General features: G+C 37.8%; 18 protein-coding genes. 5 read left to right on the forward strand and 13 right to left on the reverse strand.

Translation table 11 applies throughout. The features are described 5' to 3' along the window. Positions 1-4 precede the first annotated feature (4 nt). Together LRQ06_RS00300 and LRQ06_RS00305 are read right to left on the reverse strand one after the other, a co-directional pair. Positions 5-991 (reverse strand): aldo/keto reductase, encoded by a 987-nt coding sequence (locus LRQ06_RS00300; RefSeq protein ID WP_232764439.1) that lies wholly within the window; start codon positions 989-991, stop codon positions 5-7. Positions 992-1,390: 399 nt separating this feature from the next. Next, positions 1,391-2,410: a zinc-binding alcohol dehydrogenase family protein gene (locus LRQ06_RS00305; protein ID WP_232764440.1), complete on the reverse strand. Its 1,020-nt coding sequence runs from the start codon at positions 2,408-2,410 to the stop codon at positions 1,391-1,393. 129 nt (positions 2,411-2,539) lie between these two features. On the opposite strand from LRQ06_RS00305, the gene LRQ06_RS00310 reads away from it, so the two are divergent. Continuing rightward, positions 2,540-3,451 carry a GntR family transcriptional regulator gene (locus LRQ06_RS00310; protein WP_232764441.1) on the forward strand — a complete coding sequence of 304 codons (912 nt, stop codon included), beginning with the start codon at positions 2,540-2,542 and terminating at the stop codon, positions 3,449-3,451. A 36-nt stretch (positions 3,452-3,487) separates the two neighbouring features. Here LRQ06_RS00310 and LRQ06_RS00315 read toward each other — a convergent pair whose 3' ends face one another. The 6 genes from LRQ06_RS00315 to LRQ06_RS00340 are packed head-to-tail and all read right to left on the reverse strand — an operon-like array spanning position 3,488 to position 9,426. Then, complete coding sequence (locus LRQ06_RS00315; RefSeq protein WP_232764442.1) at positions 3,488-4,114, reverse strand: bifunctional 4-hydroxy-2-oxoglutarate aldolase/2-dehydro-3-deoxy-phosphogluconate aldolase; 627 nt, start codon at positions 4,112-4,114, stop codon at positions 3,488-3,490. Further along, entirely contained in the window at positions 4,111-5,067 is a 957-nt protein-coding gene (locus tag LRQ06_RS00320) for a sugar kinase (protein ID WP_232764443.1), read from the reverse strand. Before LRQ06_RS00320 ends, LRQ06_RS00315 begins: the two co-directional genes overlap by 4 nt. Positions 5,068-5,078: 11 nt before the next feature. After that, positions 5,079-6,365 (reverse strand): TRAP transporter large permease, encoded by a 1,287-nt coding sequence (locus LRQ06_RS00325; RefSeq protein ID WP_232764444.1) that lies wholly within the window; start codon positions 6,363-6,365, stop codon positions 5,079-5,081. A gap of 2 nt (positions 6,366-6,367) precedes the next feature. Then, positions 6,368-6,898, reverse strand: coding sequence for a TRAP transporter small permease (locus LRQ06_RS00330; RefSeq protein WP_232764445.1), 531 nt, complete (start codon positions 6,896-6,898; stop codon positions 6,368-6,370). Positions 6,899-6,955: 57 nt separating this feature from the next. Then, on the reverse strand, positions 6,956-7,948 hold the full coding sequence (locus LRQ06_RS00335) for a C4-dicarboxylate TRAP transporter substrate-binding protein (RefSeq protein ID WP_232764446.1): 993 nt from the start codon (positions 7,946-7,948) through the stop codon (positions 6,956-6,958). Between the two features lie 35 nt (positions 7,949-7,983). After that, positions 7,984-9,426 carry a tagaturonate reductase gene (locus LRQ06_RS00340; protein ID WP_232764447.1) on the reverse strand — a complete coding sequence of 481 codons (1,443 nt, stop codon included), beginning with the start codon at positions 9,424-9,426 and terminating at the stop codon, positions 7,984-7,986. A 301-nt stretch (positions 9,427-9,727) separates the two neighbouring features. Between LRQ06_RS00340 and LRQ06_RS00345 the strand changes: the two genes are divergently transcribed. Further along, positions 9,728-11,221: a UxaA family hydrolase gene (locus LRQ06_RS00345; protein ID WP_232764448.1), complete on the forward strand. Its 1,494-nt coding sequence runs from the start codon at positions 9,728-9,730 to the stop codon at positions 11,219-11,221. Positions 11,222-11,321: 100 nt separating this feature from the next. Here the strand turns inward: LRQ06_RS00345 and LRQ06_RS00350 are convergent, their stop codons facing one another. Together LRQ06_RS00350 and LRQ06_RS00355 are read right to left on the reverse strand one after the other, a co-directional pair. After that, the gene (locus LRQ06_RS00350) at positions 11,322-12,704 is read right to left on the reverse strand and encodes a class II fumarate hydratase (RefSeq protein ID WP_232764449.1); all 1,383 of its coding nucleotides are present in this window, start codon (positions 12,702-12,704) and stop codon (positions 11,322-11,324) included. A 22-nt stretch (positions 12,705-12,726) separates the two neighbouring features. Further along, positions 12,727-13,098: a hypothetical protein gene (locus LRQ06_RS00355; protein WP_232764450.1), complete on the reverse strand. Its 372-nt coding sequence runs from the start codon at positions 13,096-13,098 to the stop codon at positions 12,727-12,729. Positions 13,099-13,372: 274 nt separating this feature from the next. Between LRQ06_RS00355 and LRQ06_RS00360 the strand changes: the two genes are divergently transcribed. After that, positions 13,373-13,585 (forward strand): cold-shock protein, encoded by a 213-nt coding sequence (locus LRQ06_RS00360; protein WP_308218809.1) that lies wholly within the window; start codon positions 13,373-13,375, stop codon positions 13,583-13,585. Between the two features lie 70 nt (positions 13,586-13,655). On the opposite strand, the gene LRQ06_RS00365 is transcribed toward LRQ06_RS00360, so the two are convergent. Further along, a complete protein-coding gene (locus LRQ06_RS00365; RefSeq protein ID WP_232764452.1) occupies positions 13,656-14,183 on the reverse strand; it encodes a PEP-CTERM sorting domain-containing protein in 528 nt (175 codons plus the stop codon). A gap of 292 nt (positions 14,184-14,475) precedes the next feature. Next, positions 14,476-16,413 carry a HAMP domain-containing methyl-accepting chemotaxis protein gene (locus tag LRQ06_RS00370; protein ID WP_232764453.1) on the reverse strand — a complete coding sequence of 646 codons (1,938 nt, stop codon included), beginning with the start codon at positions 16,411-16,413 and terminating at the stop codon, positions 14,476-14,478. A gap of 576 nt (positions 16,414-16,989) precedes the next feature. Here LRQ06_RS00370 and LRQ06_RS00375 point away from each other — a divergent pair. Continuing rightward, positions 16,990-17,724: a Rossmann-like domain-containing protein gene (locus LRQ06_RS00375; protein ID WP_232764454.1), complete on the forward strand. Its 735-nt coding sequence runs from the start codon at positions 16,990-16,992 to the stop codon at positions 17,722-17,724. 118 nt (positions 17,725-17,842) lie between these two features. Continuing rightward, positions 17,843-18,199 (forward strand): YibL family ribosome-associated protein, encoded by a 357-nt coding sequence (locus tag LRQ06_RS00380; protein WP_232764455.1) that lies wholly within the window; start codon positions 17,843-17,845, stop codon positions 18,197-18,199. Between the two features lie 81 nt (positions 18,200-18,280). Here LRQ06_RS00380 and LRQ06_RS00385 read toward each other — a convergent pair whose 3' ends face one another. Next, on the reverse strand, positions 18,281-18,610 hold the full coding sequence (locus LRQ06_RS00385; RefSeq protein WP_232764456.1) for a hypothetical protein: 330 nt from the start codon (positions 18,608-18,610) through the stop codon (positions 18,281-18,283). Between the last annotated feature and the right edge of the window lie 277 nt (positions 18,611-18,887).

The raw sequence follows: 18,887 nt of genomic DNA on the forward strand, positions 1-18,887 counted from the left end.
GTTCCTATAAGAAATTCAATTTATCAATTTCCTTCCAAAATTCAGTTGGGATTGATTGATATAGGTAGTCCATATTATTTGCCATATGTTTTTCAGACAGCGCATTGAGTAAGACACTAATTGTTGCCTTATGGCGGAATGGAAATTGAATTGCAGCGGCAATTGGAGGAACATTGTATTTATTGCAAACCTGATAAATTTTTCTTACTTTCGCCAAAATTTCAGTAGATGCCGGCGCGTAGTTAAAGTAAGCACCTTTAACAGGACCTGTCGCCAGAATTCCTGAATTAAATACACCTGCTGAAATAATAGAAATATTCTTTTTGACACAATCATCCAGAAAGCCATCGTCTGCTGTTTGGTCTAATAGCGTATATCTCCCAGCTAAGAGAAAGCAGTCGAAATCAGTATATTGCATCGATTGTTTAAAAATTTCATGTTCATTACAACCCATTCCAATAGCTTTCACTAACCCCTGACTACGAAGTTCATCCATAGCTTTATAACCACTTTCGATTGCTATTTTGAATAATTTGTCGTGATTGTCACCGTGAGTATAGCTACCGATATCATGCATTAAGATAATATCAAGATGATTGGTACCAAGGCGTTGACAACTATCTTCATATGAACGCATTATTCCGCTGTAAGAATAGTCATAATATCGGTTAAACGGTCCCTCATTAGGAAAGTCATTAGGTAGTTGTTCTCCTGGCTCAAACCGTGGTTTTAAAATACGACCGACTTTTGATGACAATATGTATTTACAACGATCATATTTATGCAAGCAAAGTCCTAAGCGTCGTTCAGCAAGTCCGGCGCCATAGTGAGGGGCAACATCATAGTAGCGGCAACCCATATTCCAAATATTATCAACTGCAATTTCTGCCTGATGATAAGTTATTTCGTGATATAGATTTCCTAAACCACTTGCTCCAAACCCGATTTTTGTAAGTTTTAATGCTGTATTACCTAATGTTTTCTTCTCCATTGTGCTGGCCTTGTTATTATATATTTATCAAACTAACCGATATGTAATACTGAACATGAGTAAAATTTAAATCTAATCATATCAGAAATATATATTATATATGTGGAGTTGGCTTTATATGTAAAATCTTGAGGGGCGCTTGTGTTATGTCAATATTTTCGGTTCTTATTATGTATTTAATTTACATTGACTGATTGTGAATGATAATACTATCAATAAATGTGTCGTAATTATTTATATGAAAGGTTGCGTACTTTGTAATTTTAAAGTTATACAAAATATTGTATGAATTATGTAAATTAAGAAAGTTGATATTAAATATTTTTTTAATATATGGAAAGCCATCACTTAATATTATATGCTAAAAAATTAATAGTGATGGCTTAATGAAAACGAAGTTTAAATAAAGTCAATGACACCTTTAAGCAGAGAGCGATTATTTATCACAGATTCCTCATAAGACATACCGATGGTATGAAAATCAAAAGTATGTGTTTGCATCATTTCTGCTTTTAATTTTCCCTGTTCCATTAAAATCAACACTTTTTCAAAATCTTCTCTTGTGGCATTACGGCTACCTATCAACGTCGTTTCTTTTTTATGAAAATCCGGGTCGTGGATCTCGATATTACCTTTAAATAGTCCAATAAACACGATTTTACCGCCGTGGCGGATGTGATTAACGGCAGTATTCATCGCCACAGCATTACCCGTTGCATCAATAACTGTTTCTGCAAGAGCACCATTAAAGAATGACGACATTTTTTCATGAAAATCATCGTCAATAGGGTTTAATGTCGGAAGATTCAGATACGTTTTTACGTGTTCTCTTCGCTCTGGCTGAGTGTCAGCAACGAGGACATGGGCTCCATCCGCAGCGGCTATTGCTGCTGCGCCAAGCCCTATAGGTCCGGCTCCAACAACCAAAACATGTTCGTTCTGTTTTAAATTAGCTCTTCGGACACCATGTGCACTAATAGCAAAAGGCTCAATGAGTGCGGCAGTGTGGTTATCAATATCATTGACTAGCAGTACGTTATCTTTCGGTACAGCCAGGTATTCACTAAAACCACCATCTTCATGTACACCGATAACCGATATATTTTCGCAACAATTTGTTTTTCCGCTTAAACATGATGGGCATTGTTGACAGGCAACATACGGGATCAGTGCTACTTTGTCTCCGGTTTTAAAGGTTTTATTTTCATTTTCTCCGACCGCTTCGACAATACCACATAGTTCATGCCCGAGAACCCGGGGATAACTGAAAAATGGCTGATTACCGGTGTAAGCATGAATATCTGTTCCACATATTCCGACAGAAGAAACTTTTACCAGTAATTCGTCGGCCTTTATATCCGGTTTTTCAGTTTCAATATATTTTAAATTGAATGGTTTATCACAAACTAATGATTTCATAATACTTATCTCCATACCTGTCATTTAAAGTATAAAGAGGCTGGTTTTTATTTTGTGTGTTCCCCCAGATTTTGTGTTTTATCTCTACCTAATCTGTTTTTTAATTGTATTTAATGTATGGAGGATAGGATGGCCAGAAATAAAAATTTACGGGAAAGTACAACAAATCAGGTTCTGGACGCGATCCGACTGGGACATATTGAGTCTCCGGTTCCGTCACAGTCTTCTTTAGCCGAGTTATTTAGTGTCAGTCGGACCACGATTCGGTACATTGTCCGGGAGCTTATTGACAAAGGAATTCTCAGTCAGTCCGGGGACCAATATTTGATCTGTCGGCGGCCAACAGAAGAAGATGGATATACCAGACATTTGTCAGATAAAGACATTGAAACGGAAGAGTTTGAACGTTTTTTTAATGATGCTATCAAAAACAAAGTGATTATGCCCGGACAGGAATTTACCGAATTAGAATTATCGAAACGTAGCCAGTGTTCTACAACAATTGTCAGAGAATATTTGATCCGATTTTCCCGCTTTAATCTTATCGAAAATATTGAGCGGGGACGCTGGAAAATGATTCGGTTTGAAAAGCATTATGCTGCCAATCTTTTTGAATTACGGGAAATGCTAGAGTGTCATTCCCTGAGTCGCTTTATGAATTTGCCGCATAGTGATGTTAGATGGGATAAAGCGCAAATGTTATTACACCGGCACAGGGAGCTGAGAGAAACCGTAGTGAGTGAATATAAGGCTTTCTCCGAACTGGATCATATGTTTCACGGACTTCTTCTTTCTGCCGCTGATAATCCTTTTATGGATCACTTCTTTGGTATTATATCAGTGATTTTTCACTTTCACTATCAATGGGATAACAGTGACTTGCGAACAAGAAATATGGTTGCTATTGAAGAACACATGGCTGTACTTAGTAAAATGCTAAGTGGTGATGATATTGGTGCAATGAGTGAATTACGTCGTCATTTACATACAGCAAAAAGAACGATGGAAAATAGTCTTATTATGGATAGTATCCAGAGCTAGCTCTTTAATGAGCTAGCTAAATCTGAAGAGGTCGGGTTATTTTACAAGTTCGACTGATTGGCGAATGAGTGTTGCCAGTTTGTCCCAATCTCTATTGGCGATCATTGTCTTATCCACCATCCATGAACCACCACAGCAAATGACTTCAGGGACAGATAGATATTTTTGTATATTTCCCGGATTAATTCCCCCGGTTGGCATGAACTTTACATTTCTATACGGTCCTGTCAGTGACTTGATCATTGAGATGCCTCCGGATGCTTCTGCCGGGAAGAATTTCAGTGTTGTTAATCCCATCTCCACTGCCGCTTCCAGCGCAGTTGGGTTGTTAATGCCGGGGATAATTGGAATATTGAGATCCTGGCATGTTCTCACTATATTTGGATTGAATCCGGGAGTAACAATAAAGGTTGCTCCTGCATTTTTGGCATCGAAAATCTGCTGTTGTGTTAATACAGTACCTGCACCTATTAACATGTCCGGCTGAGATTGTCTTAACAGGCGTATAGCTTCTCCGGCTGAGGATGACCGGAACGTGATTTCAGCTACAGGCAAGCCATTTTCTACCAGGGCTTTTCCTAGGGGGATAATGTCTTCCGCGTCGTCAATCGCAATCACCGGAATAATTTTCAGAGCCGATATCTGCTCAATAATTGTGTTCATAAATTTGCCTTTAATGAATGATAGACGTTTTGAGTAACCGATTTAGGTATGATGGCGCCCTTATGTTGAATGACCTGCCCGGCAAGCAGATTAGCCGCCTTGCAGCAGGACTGAATATTCTGCCCAGAAAGATAAAATGCCAGAAAGGCGCCATTAAATGAATCCCCTGCAGATGTTGTATCTACAACCCGATTGACTTTGATTCCCGGTACCAGTCTATAGTTTTGGTCGGTATTAAAATTCTGGTATATACACCCTTCCGATCCGGTTTTTACTACTGCTTTTGATACCTCTGATTTTTGTAACCGGTTTAATGTTTCTACTGGAGAAATATCTCCCCAAATTGCCTGCTCATCATCAAAAGTCATTAGGGCAATATCGGATAGATTTAACATTTTGTTATAGGTGCTACGGGCTGCTTCCAGAGATTCCCACAATACCGGACGATAATTGCTGTCAAATATGATTTCGGCACCGTTTTGCCGACACAGCTTCAGTGATGAAAACAAGATATCCCTGTCTGCTTTATTCAGGATTGCCAATGAGATACCGCTTAGATAGACGGCATCCATTTTCATTATTTCCTGCAATACGTTTTTGAAATCATCATGTTGGACCAGATATTTTGCAGCAGAGTTATCTCGCCAGTATTGAAAAGAGCGTTCTCCGTCAGCATCCACATTTATGATGTAAAGGCCGGTGGAGTGGTTATCATCTCTTAGCACGAACTGAGTAGATACACCTTCCTCACACCATCGTTGGCAGAGCTGAGTGCTGGTAGCATCATTACCAACCGCTGTGATATAGAAAGGTGATACTTCAGTACTCATCCGGGATAGATAAACAGCCGTATTGAGCGTATCACCTCCGTAACTGTGCTGCATTTCACCAAATGGTTGCCCTTTGAGTTCAAACATGCACTCGCCAATAATGGCTACCTTTTTATTCGACATATTTCCCTTCCTTAGCTAAAGATTAAATTAGGCAAGCCTATTGATATTTCAGGGATATAGGTCAGCATTAATAAAGCTAGCAACAATAGTAACCAGAACGGCAGGACTTCTTTGACAAAATCTTCAATAGATACTTTGGTAATAGAACAGGTGGTAAACATAACTGTTCCTAATGGTGGTGTTATAGTACCGATTGCGCTGTTAAAAATGAAAACAATGCCGAAGTGAACGGGATCAATACCATAAGAATGAGCAACCGGAGCCAACAATGGTGCTAAAACTATCATGACAGCATTGCCTTCCAGGAACATTCCGATAATTAATAAAAACAGGTTGACCAGAAGAAGAAAGGTCAGTGGGCTTTCAACGGTACCGGTTAACCATGTAGCAAGCTCCTGAGGAGCTCTTTCCCAGGTGAGAAATTTTGAAAATCCGACAGCCATACAGATAATAAGCAAAACATTTGCAGATGATAGAACGGATTCTTTGGTCGCATCCCACAATAATCTGGTGTTCATTTGTTTATAGACAAACATCCCAAGTAATAGAGCATATAAAACGGCGACAGCGCCAGCTTCTGTCGGGGTGAAGACTCCGGCCCGAATCCCGCCAATAATAACAACGGGTAACAGAAGAGCCAGAAAAGCATCTTTGGCGGAGACTAAAACCTCGGAAACGGGAGCTCTTTTTTCCCGAATCGGTGTGTAGCCCCTTTTTTTAGAAATGATAGACACGAGAATCATCATCATGACACACAGCATAATTCCGGGAACCACACCGGCTAGAAATAATTTCCCAATTGAGACATTATTAACATAACCGTAAATTATGAGTGCAATACCGGGTGGAATGATAGGAGTTATCAGGGAAGATGCTGCCGTTACAGCAGATGAAAAGGAAGCACTGTAACCTCTGACAACCATTTGTGGTACCAGTAATTTTGAATTCATAGCCGCATCAGCAATATTAGAACCGGATAATCCTCCCATCAGTGTGCTGAGTACAACATTAACCTGTGCAAGTCCACCATTCATATGACCGGTTAGTACTTCTGAGAATTTGAGTAGCCTTTGGCTGATGCCTGAATGATTCATAAATACGCCGGCCATGACAAAAAACGGAATGGCAAGAAGTGTGACAGAATCCAGCCCTCCAGCCAGTCTTTGGACCAGCATAATCATTGGCAGGTGATTGTTTATCAGAAAATAAGACAAAGTCGCCAGAAAAATACAAAAAGCAACCGGAATACCAATAGCAAATAATATAAGAAGAGCAGAAATGGGTAAAATAACAGACATGATTAATGCTCCTGATTTCTGACTTTAAAAAATGTATTTAATTGTTTTAACTGGTGATAGATCATAAATACTGAGCTTATTGGTACCGCAGCATAAATATAGATGTAGGGAATTTTCAAAGCCGGAGTAAATCGGACCTGAGAAAACATCAGAAGTTTCCATCCCCAGTAGGTCATAAAAATAAGGGCAAAAATGACGAGGATAGGGCTGATTAAATTGTCCAGTATATTGGCCAGATATGATGGTAATTTGGTGGAAATATAATCAATCCGGACTAACTCATTGTTACGCATCAAAGCACTCGCCCCCATGAATGTCATCCATACGAACAGACTTAATGATGCTTCTTCTACCCATGAGCATGGTGAATTGAAGATATAACGTGTTATGACACCATATATCATCAACAGTACAATGATTGCTAAAAAGGAAGCTGAAATTATCGTATCGAGCTGACTTATTCTCTCAAGGATACAAAGTACTTTTTGCTTAAATGTAAACTCAATACGTTTAATTGGAACACGCGTGTCCATAAAACACTCCAGAGTGACGCTAGACTAAAAGGGACTGAGCATCAGTCCCTATCCGGTTTACAAATTGGCTAATTTATCCTGAATTTTTTGGTATAGATTGGGAGACCACTCAGGAAATTCTTTTTGTACCATGCTTCGGGCTGATTTTTCAAAAGCGGGAAGGTCAACCTGATTGACTTTAACCCCTTCTGCTTTGAGTTTCGCGATCGCATCCTGCTCACTTTTTTCAATCAGTTTCGCTCCGTAAGAAACCATTTCATGGCTGGTATCTAAAATGATTTTTTGTTGCTTAGGTGTTAGTGTATTCCAGAATGTGGTACCGGCTACAAATGGGGACATATGTTTGGTATGCTCAGTAATATTGAGGTTTTTGGCAACTTCGTAGAATTTGCCTCCATACAAAACAACAGCAGGATTTTCGACACCTTCAATCACACCCTGAGATAAAGCTGGATATACGTCTGCCAGGGACATTGGAGTCGGGACACCGCCCATGGCTTTAACCGTCGCAACAAATAACCGGGAATTCTGGACCCGAATTTTCACTCCTTTTAAATCACTTGGCTCTTTGACCGGCATCTCAGAAAGTAGGTCTCGTGTTCCGTAAACCACGTCTGGAACAACAATTTTCAATCCTTTATCTTCAAGCTGTTTGCTCAGTCCCTTAAACCATTTTGTATGAAGTAATTTTGATTTTTTCTCAAAAGATTGAGTCAGATATGGCGCATTAATGACACCAAGATCGGGAACCGTATCCATTAAATAACCATAAGAACTGATAGTGATGATATTAGCGCCAAATTTTGCCTGTTCTAACACTTCAGTCTCGCTTCCCAACTGACTTGATGGAAATAGCTCAAATTTGATATCTCCATTCGATTCTTTATTTACCTGATCTGCCCAATAATGCATAGCCTGATCAATTGGTTCCCCGGGTTGATTGCCATAGGCAATCATAATTTCAGTTGCCGCATTGACTGAGCAACTGGCTCCGACGGCCAAACCCAGTAAAATTGATATTTTAGTTAGTTTGTTATGTAGAGTACTCATAGATGTTCCTCGTGTGTCATTGTTTATAATAATTTTTATATTGAATGTATTTCTCTAAGGGCCTGTCTTATCCCTTTATTCTGAATGTTTGTAACGTATTCAGTCATAAGGGGGACTAAGTTAGGTATGTTAGTTAAGTCATATCCCCAATGTGATGACATTGATAAAAATTCTATGATATTTTCAGACTGGTTACTGTCGTCATTTTTCCATCTTTTAAACATATCAATAAAAATTTGGTTGTCCTGTAATATGTCTTGTCCGTCCCTTTGCCCTAGATAAAAACAATATAGGGCAGCCAGACTGAAGCTAAGTAATCCAGGAGCACAATCATTTGTTTTTGCATAGGTTAATAATTGTGGAAGCAACCGGGTTTTGAATTTTGTGATTGAATTTAATGCGATAGATAAAAGATAGTGTTTGATGTATGGATTTTTGAATCTGAATAAAACACTTTCTTTAAAATCCATCAATTCATCTGCCGGCATGTCTAGCGATGGAATTATTTCACTATTAAGAAGTGTGTTGACGAACGTAAAAATTTCATTGTCGTCAATCGCTTCTTTGACCGTATTTAAACCTGCTAAATAAGCAACAGGAACCATCGCAGTGTGAGCGCCATTTAATATGCCCACTTTTCTTTCTTTGTAGGGTTTTATGTCATCAACGATTTTTATATTAAGAGGGTATTTATCCATCTGTAATTTGTCTTTTAACCACGATGGCCCCTGAATAATAAACAGATAAAAATATTCCGCAGTTACTAGAAATTGATCCTGATATCCTAATTGTTCCTCAAGTGTGTTTATTTCATCTTTCGGATAACCGGTAACGATTCTGTCTACTAATGTTGAACAAAATGTGTTTGAGTTATTTATCCAATCAATAAACTTATTACCCAAATTCCATAAACTCGAGTATTTTAAAACTATCGATTTTAGCTGTGCACCATTATTATCAATTAATTCACAAGGGAGTAGAACCAGCCCTTTTTCTGGGTTGCCTTTAAAATACTCAAACCGGTGAAACAGAAACTGAGTGAGCTTTGCCGGGAAAGTGGATGGTGGATTTTGATCTAATTTATCTGAACCATCAAAACAAATCCCTGCTTCAGTTGTATTGGAAACGATCCATTCTAGATGTGGATTTTCTGCAACTTTCAAAACTTTCTCATATTCACCATACGCAAGTATTTCTCGGTTAACAGATGTGATAAGACGGGGCTGGGCGACAGGCTTTCCATTTTCATCTAACCCTCTGATTAATGCCGTATAAATACCATTTTGTGTATCCAGTTTGGTGTGTGTGGAATCAATCGGTCTTACTATCGTAATGCCAGCATCAATAGCGGTATGTTCATTTAATAAATCGAATTGCCAGTCGATAAATGCACGGAGAAAATTCCCTTCTCCAAATTGAAGTATTTTTTCTGGCCGGTATGGGTGACTTAATACGTCTCTTACCAGTTGTTTTTTCATTTTTTTCCCTCAAATCGATAAATAGTCTGTTGTCGGACAGGGATTTTATTTAACGTATTAAGGATTTTATTAATATAAATTGAGTGGACTTGCTTTATTCATCTTAAACGTGCAATTGATCATTTTTGGGTGGTTTTTATCTGTTTTTTATTTTTTAAATAGAGTCATTTATACATACATATTGGATGTAATGGGTATTTTTATTCTATTTATCGATAAAAATGATGTTTTTATTTGATTAAAAAACATCACAAGTATATTATTTTTTTGTCGGACGGGATCGCGATATATTGGGATTCCTATGCAAAAGTATATAAAAATTCACTCATCAGACAATGTTGTTGTTTGTCTTCAGCCTATAGACGCTAATCAGTCTCTTGATATAGATGGGAAAGAGATAATTATTGCTCAGAATATTGATAGAGGAAGTAAAGTTGCAATAACGGATATTTCTAAGGGTTCTGAGATCAAAAAATACGGTGGTGTTATTGGTACTGCCACTCAGGATATCATTTGTGGTGACTTAGTTCATACTCATAACGTGAAAACAACGTTATCTGAAACGTTGAACTATCGTTATTCTCCTAAATTTTCACCGGTTACTAAGACTCTGGTTCATACGAAAAATATTTTTCAGGGATATGAAAGAAGTGATGGTCAGGTGGGAGTCAGAAACGAAATTTGGGTTATTCCGACGGTTGGGTGTGTCAATGGAATTGCCAGTCAGGCGATTAAGTTATTTCTAAAAAAACATCCGGATCTGGAGTGTGATGGAGTCCATCTTTTTTCTCATAACTATGGTTGTTCTCAACTTGGAGAAGATCATAATAATACAAAAAGCATCCTGGCAAATATGGTGACACATCCTAATGCTGGTGGAGCGCTTGTTATCGGGTTGGGGTGTGAAAATAATCAAATAGCACCTTTTAAGGAGACGGTGGGTAGTGTAGATCCTGATCGGGTTCATTACATGATTGCTCAGGAGGAAGGCGATGAAATTGAGGCAGCTGTTGACCATTTGGAACAAATATATGGGACAGTTAAAAAGGATAAAAGAACACCGGTAAATCTCGGCCGTCTGAAAATTGGTCTGGAATGTGGGGGATCTGACGGTCTTTCAGGAATTACGGCAAATCCTTTAATCGGATTGTTTTCTGATTACCTTATCTCTGAGGGGGGGACATCCGTGCTTACTGAGGTCCCGGAGATGTTTGGGGCTGAACATCTTTTGTTTGAACGCTGTGCTAATGAAGATATTTTTAATAAAGCGGTCTCTATGATTAATGGCTTTAAAGACTATTTTCTTTCACATGATCAACCGATCTATGAAAATCCATCCCCTGGAAATAAAAAAGGTGGCATTACTACCTTAGAAGATAAATCGATGGGATGTACTCAAAAAGCCGGGTCCAGTCCAGTGACTGACGTATTAAAATATGGAGAAAAATTAAAGAAACCGGGACTGAATTTATTAAGCGCGCCAGGGAATGATGCCGTTGCAACTTCCGCATTAGCAGCAAGTGGGTGCCATATCGTTCTTTTTTCAACCGGGCGTGGCACACCATATGGTGGTTTTGTCCCTACGATAAAAATTTCGACCAACACCTCATTGTATAAACAAAAACCGCATTGGATCGATTTTAATGCCGGTGCATTGGTGGAAAACACTTCTGTTGATGAATTGCTGGTATTGTTTATAGAAAAAATTGTTGCAGTTGCGAGTGGAGAGCTTACCTGTAATGAAATGAATGAGATAAGAGAGCTGGCTATTTTTAAATCAGGTGTGACGTTGTAAAGTTGCGTTCTGGCCTAAACATGATTGATGGCATGTTATACGTACAAATGAACATTGGGAAGAGGAGGGAAAACCTCCTCTCGTATTTCATTTTATTATTTTAAGCGATCCCACCAATAGTAAGTGTTTTAGGGGTGAGCAATTTTTCTAAATCTTCTCTGCTGATATCGGTTTCTTCTTCTGCAACATCAATAATAGGTCTTCCTTGTTTATAGGCTTTTTTGGCAATATCTGCAGCTTTCAGGTAGCCGATAACAGGGTTCAAGGCCGTTATCAGAATCGGGTTTTTAGCCAGTGCTTTATCAATATTATCCCGTCTCACAGTAAATGGAGTGATGGCCTGATCGGCCAGTGATATGCAAGCATTCGTGAGAAGATGAATTGATTCAAGCAGGTTATGAGCAATAACCGGAAGCATGACATTGAGCTGAAAATTGCCTGATTGGCCTGCGATAGTGATAGTTGAGTCGTTTCCAATAACTTGTGCTGACACCATGGCCACCGCTTCTGGAATGACGGGATTGACCTTGCCCGGCATAATAGAAGACCCAGGTTGTAATGCTTTTAGTTCTATTTCTCCCAACCCGGCCAGTGGACCGGAATTCATCCACCGCAAGTCGTTAGATATTTTCATCAGGGACACGGCTAACGTTTTCAACTGTCCGGATAACGCCACAATCGCATCCTGACTACTTAAGTTAAAAAAGAAATTATCGCTGGGTTCAAAAGATACACCAGTTAACTGAGTTAAGTTTTGACAAAAATCCTCAGCGAAGCGTGGATGAGCATTGATTCCTGTACCAACAGCTGTTCCTCCCTGAGCCAAAGCCCTTACCGAACTAAGTGATGTATTAATGGATTGTTTGACATGGTTTATCTGGCTTTCCCAGCCACTTAACTCCTGACTGAAAGTAACCGGCATCGCGTCCATTAGGTGTGTTCGCCCTGTTTTTACAATGCCTTCCAGTTCCCGTTGCTTTTTAATAAGTGAACCCGTCAGATGTTTCATTGCAGGGATTAGTTGTGTCTCGGTAGTAATGACCGCGCTAATCTGAATGGCAGTTGGTATCACATCATTACTACTTTGCCCCATATTGACATGATCATTAGGACTGACCAGCTTTTTTATTCGTTCACTGGCCAGAGTAGAGATGACTTCATTGGCGTTCATGTTGGTACTGGTACCAGACCCTGTCTGAAAAACATCAATGGGGAATTGATCATAATACTGCCCATCAATGATTGACTGAGCTGAACTGCTGATAGCATCGGCGATGTCTTCATCCATTAACCCCAGTTGAGAATTGGTTATTGCCGCCGATTGTTTTATGTAGGCCAGAGCGACAATCAGATCCTCAGGCATGGTGTAAGGGCTGATGTTAAAATTGTCGACGGCTCTTTGTGTCTGTGCCTGGTATAGTGCTTCTGAGGGGACCCGAACTTCGCCCATGCTGTCTTTTTCGATCCGATAAGTCTTGGTCATAAGATGTCCTTGATTAAGCGTATTATATATGGATAGTCTGAAGCTGATATTTCAGCTCAAGATATTTCTGTTGTCCGCCTGATAAGTTCTGGTAGTGTTTTTTTAGTTCAAAAAGAAGGTTATGGATTGAATTCAGACATAGTTGGCGAAAAGTCAGGGTTAGGGAAGTATTCTGAATTGCGGTAAGAAAATGGGAAAAAGTTTGTCTCAGAAAGTATTCACAAAGTAATGTGTTACAGTATTCAGAGCCTTCTCCGTAATATGAAGACAGCCGCCGGGAGTGATATATGTAGCTGTATACAACATCAGGTTCATTGCCACTTACCATGTGCGCGGAGCAAAATGCATCCTGAGCTTTAAAGTAGCAATTATGAATCCACTGTGATTTATCCATATCCATATCCTGATTTATCACCTCATATGATGTTTATTTTTTCAAATGATAATACGTATCATTTGTAATTTCAACAATGATGAACTCAAAGGTACTGCTGGTCATAATTCACAGAATTTACTTTCTTTTTAAATTTTTATGATTATTTGTCGTGTTAATTTGTTTAATACTCAGATACGTACTAAATTAAAATCTTAGCGATCAATTAATGGACTATTGCCGAAACGGTGAATTCGTTAATAGTATTTTGAAACTTCACCAATCAAAAGAAGATATGAGCATGAGTAAAGGAACAGTTAAGTGGTTTAATGCAGATAAAGGTTTTGGATTTATTGCACCGGATGATGGCGGAAAGGATTTATTTGTCCATCACTCAGAAATTCAGGCTGGGGGTGGCTTCGCGACCCTCAATGACGGTCAGCAGGTCGAATATGAAGTTGGTCAGGGACCAAAAGGACCCTGCGCAACTAAGGTTCGTCCTCTGTAATTAATACAGAATTAATTAAATCAGTCGCCAGATAATTTTCTTTGAATAGAGCATTATCTGGCTGTTTTTATCAAAGCTGATTTTTACTTTGCCTTAAACGTACTGATAAGATTATCCCAATTCCAACGATAAATAACATGATTGAAGCAGGCTCTGGAACCTCAGATGGCAAAGGTTCTTCAGTTGGATCATTAGGGCCATGAGAATGTTGTCCAGGCCAGTATGGTATTGGGTAACATCCTAAATCTCCGATATCATAGTATCTGAAGAATTGATTTAAAATTTCAACTGGAAAGTCGATAAATCCATGTCTATATGAAATTGATTTGAAGATAATATAAGGAACGTTTAAATCATGCTCAGATAGGGAGAAAAAGCCTCTTTTAGATTGATAGGAATAAAATTCAAAAAAAGGATTATCGGTATACTTCCTGTTCTGATAGGTATATTGAGTGTTTTGTCTATCCCCATCAAACCATCTTATCTCCTCTTGAGTAACATAATCTGCTGTAAGGCTGTAAACTGGAATATGGCTGGCAAAGGCGAAGTGCGTTATTAAACAAAAGAAGGTTGCCAGATAGAATTTGTTTATTTTCATTATTATTAACATCACTTAATTTTATGAATTTAAATTAGCTTTTAATACCGACTTGGTGCAGGAAATGTCCAGAGTCTAAAATTGAAAAATCTTCCAAAAAAGCAATTTGTTGCTTATTTGATCTAATTATAATGTGATATCGCCCCAATAAAAAGCTTTAGAGTGTTTCATAAATTAGACTGGATGCATATTCATTGTTGTGTGGTTAGCTTAATGTATATGTAAAAACCACCATCAACATTCAACTGGCTGGCCTAAGTCATCTTCTTATTACTACAATCGGTGTAGGCTGCTAGAGTTTAAACTGTGAAACCAATTCATTTAATTTATTTGCAAGGTGAGCAATTTCTCCACTGGAACTCTTAGTCTGATTGGATGCTACCGCGTTTTCTTCTGCAATGTGCTTAACGTTTAAAACATTCTCATTAATACTTTCAGCAACAATGCTTTGCTGCTCTGAAGCACTGGCGATCTGAATGTTCATATCGTTAATTGTATTAATAGCATTTGTGATTGTGTTTAGAGCCATCTGAGCATCGTTCGATTGCTGAACACAATAATTTGATTGTTCTTTACACTGTCCCATGACGTCTACAGTGGCTTGTGTACTGGTCTGTAGTTTCTCTATGATAGTTTGTATTTCAGCCGTGGATCCCTGAGTTCTTGCTGCAAGTGAACGGACTTCATCAGCAACGACTGCGAACCCACGTCCGTATTTCCCGGCTCTGGCTGCTTCAATAGCCGCATTTAGCGCGAGTAAATTCGTCTGATCGGATATTTCATGGATAACATTCAGAATTTTACTAATGTGATGCACCTCGTGTTCGACATTGGTAAGTTCCTGTGATGAATGCGTGACGTTGGCAGACAGAGAACCGATAGAGTCAATGACTTTTTCCACAATGACATTCCCAGTTTGTGCTTCCTTCTCTGCTTGTTCTGCGGCATCTGCAGCTCCTGCTGCATTATTAGTGATATTCCGAACCGTGGTTGTCATTTCATTCATTGCTGTTGCAACCATATTGGTTTCAGATTCTTGCTGAATGATTCCTTTTGAAGTTTGTTCTGTAACAACGGCCAGCTCTTCCGAGGAAGATGCCAGTTCAATGCTTGCACCTGAAATAGTTGTGACCATACTTTTCAGATTTTGTGCTGTGTTATGTATGGCATTCAGAAGTAAGCCAAGTTCATCTTTTCTGGTGTTGCTATGCTCTATAGTCAGATTACCTTCGGCAAGTCGATTTGCGATGTTAATGGCTTTGTGGATAGGTGTAGTAATAGAATTACGTAATAGGAAAATCGCAACAATGCCAACAATGAGTGCAACAGCGGCAAGTATCAGTGATATTCTGACACCTGAATCTGTTTTTTCTTTTAATTTAGGTCCTAATGAGTCCTGCTGCCTGATCAACGATAGTTTGATCTTATTGATTTGTTTCGCGACTTCTTTTCCGATAGGTGCCAGTGTACTACCAATAATTTTGTCTTTTTCAACTGTCAGGGCGTGAATTTTATTGATGTCATTGATGTAATCTTTGTGAGCCTGCTTGAATTCATTTGATAACTTTTCTGACAACTTATCTTGTTTTTGATGTTCTAAATCGTTAAGGCTGTTTTTCAGTGAAGAATCTATATACTTAATTGTCGTGTTGTAATCATCTTCCTTTCCTGATTGGTAATATTTTAACGCTAGTATTCTTCCGGTTAGCATTTTTTCCTGAACCAAAGACGCATAATAAGCAACAGCAGAATTTTCATTCATTTTGGCATAATTAATAATTTGGGAAATGTTTTTTTTCATGGTTTTCCCATGAGGGACCAGCTTGCTATTGTAAACAGTTTTTCGGTTTTCCATTACCGACACAATCTCTTTAAAACCGTCGTTATACTTATTTATTAATGGTTTTAGATCTGTAATAAAAGCATTTCGCTCATGATTAGAGTTGCTGGTGTTTATTTTTTTAATGGTGTGAAGCATTTTCTTTATATAGCCATCGTATTCATTAATGGCTGTTTTTTTTTGATTAATAAGATAATCTTTAACGCTCATTCGGGTCATTAACATATTAGTTTGTAATATTCCAATGGAATTAGTATCTCGTGCCATGTTTTGATATTTACTAATTCCATCATCAGCATTATTCAGTGCATTGATAGAAATGCCAATTACAAAAGATAGCAGTAATAAAACAGCCCCGAAGCCCACACCTATTTTTTTTCCAATATTCATAATCAGCCTTATATATTGTTCTAATTCTAAAAATTGAGACTTATAAAATATTAAACCGTGATTAACAGCTAAGAAATTGTTAATTCAATGATTTTCTATGATGTTGCGACTAAACTATTGAGTAGTCAATATGCAACTAATATATTTCGAGCATAAAAAATTATAAACAAATTATTGATATTGATTATATATTGATTATATATTTGCACTGTGAATAATAAAAGGAAATAAATGACAATTTAGTTATGTATACCATACATATGCTATTTACTGCATTTTATGAAAAATAAACTATCAAATTTTACGTGAATTAAATAAATGAAAATAAATTAATAACTTTGTTTTTAATTTAATTAAATTGATAAGATTTTAATATTTATATTTGCACCTAATAAATTTAATATTATCCAGTTTTACTGGAGTAGTAATGTTTATTTTTATTAATCACATCAACCAATTTTATTCAGTTGTAGAAAATTGTGCTTAGTGTCATAATGGTAAGTGGAATATGCAATAAAATGATGTTTATTTGGATATTCTATATCAAAAAATGCAAGGAATATGTTGGAGAGAAAAATGGATCAAGATGATTTTTTTACAAATTTATTGAATAAGTTTCGGAAAATTGTTAATGACTATGATTTTTTAAATGAAAATATTTCGATTGCCGGTACGGTATTAACAAATGAAGAAGCAATAGGTCATCCAACCCGAAAAGATTACCCACTTCTTACCGGGAAAGAACGCCTGATGCAGGCTGAATTTAAAGGTTTCAGAGGCCAGGCATTTACAGATATGCCTGGCCTTTTTAGTGGTACGATTTCATCAATTATAGAAAAAGAACCTGAAAATAACTGGGAAAGAGCGGTGTTAATTTCTACGGTCAACGCAGTATGTGCTTATCTGGGCGTTACAGATCGAACCGTCCATTGCAAGAATAATGAACCTGAAGAATGCGCCAAAGGTTTAGTTGATTATGTAAAAAAACATTTTGGAAATCCCAAAATTGCTCTGATTGGGCTTCAACCAAGTATGCTTGAATCACTTGCAAGTTTTTTTTCTGTTCGTAATTTAGATTTGGATAAAGATAAAATAGGTAAGATAAAGTTTGGTATTGAAATAGAAGATGGTGAAGCCAAGTTGAATGAAGTTCTTGATTGGTGCGACATCATTATTGCAACCGGCAGCACATGTACTAACGGATCCATTGTCCATTATCTGCATAAGAAACCAGTGTTGTTTTATGGGACAACGATTAGTGGTGTCGCAGCATTAATGAATTTACCCCGTTTTTGCTTGTGTGCTCAGTAGTACCTAATTATATGACCTATATTAGCTGGTTTTGTTTAGTTACCTTTGATACTTAAAATCATACTCGATTATTTGTCTGTGCTATAATTCGTCTCTACAGAAAAACGGAATAATTTACATGAGTATAAAAGAGCAGACCCAGCAGCTTAAAAATCGGTTAGATAAGTGCAAACATAAGCTGGAAGCCGCAAGATCTCGTGCTGACGATGATATGATTTCCAAATTTACCAATGAAATCGATGAATTAAAGATACAGCTTAAGTCATTACAAGGTAAACAGGATTACAACCTTAATAAAGAGCGTAAGAAATTACTTGATATGCCATTTTCCCGGGAAATAACGAAAAGCGAGCAGGCAGATATTGGGAAATTGAAAAAATCAGTGAAAGGTATGGTTATTGTTCATCCCATGACAAAATTGGGCAAACTTCTTCATTTGGACGTTATGACGGGGTTTGCACCGAAAAAGTTCTGATGGTCGGGGGGATAAGAATAAACTTGGATTCTCACTTTTAAAGGAAGAATCCATTTTACGGCTATTTTATCTGATACAGATTTAGTGTGTTTCAGCTCGCTGAGGACCAAATCTGGAAGCACATTTTTTAAGTGACCTTATACCAGATTGCCGGGTAACTTTTTTCTTCTTTGTCAGTTTAAGTTTTGGCGGCTTATAGCCAGAATAGATAGATAAACAAAGTTTGTCTGCCTCGGACTGTATTTTTTTTGTATATGCTTCTCTGCCTATTATAGTTAAAGCCTTTATCATACTTTTTGTGTATGATTGAATAAGTGAGGCAGCAAACTCACAGCTATAAAAGCCTTTTTTTACCTCATTATGTTTCATTCGAGCAAACTGCTGTAGAGAGCATAGTAGTTGTTTAAGCATTGCTGTGTCTCCTACATTACTTGTGTTAACGGATAGAGGTTCTATCAGGTTATCGACGTAAATCTGACTATCTTGAACAAATAATGAACAAGCAATTTGCGTTCCATTTAGAACAACTCTTTAATGAATAAGTGTTTTTTTATAACCCTTTGTTTATAAAATATAATCTGTTGCTGTTTCATCGAATGCTTGCTATCAGTAATATTTATAAATGAATGGTTGCGACAATTTTTGCCGCTGAATTTGGTGAAAATTGCAGATAAGTGAATTGATGCAT

Origin of the sequence: Vibrio salinus (genome assembly GCF_021272385.1) — a bacterium.
Classification (GTDB): Bacteria; Pseudomonadota; Gammaproteobacteria; order Enterobacterales; family Vibrionaceae; genus Vibrio; species Vibrio salinus.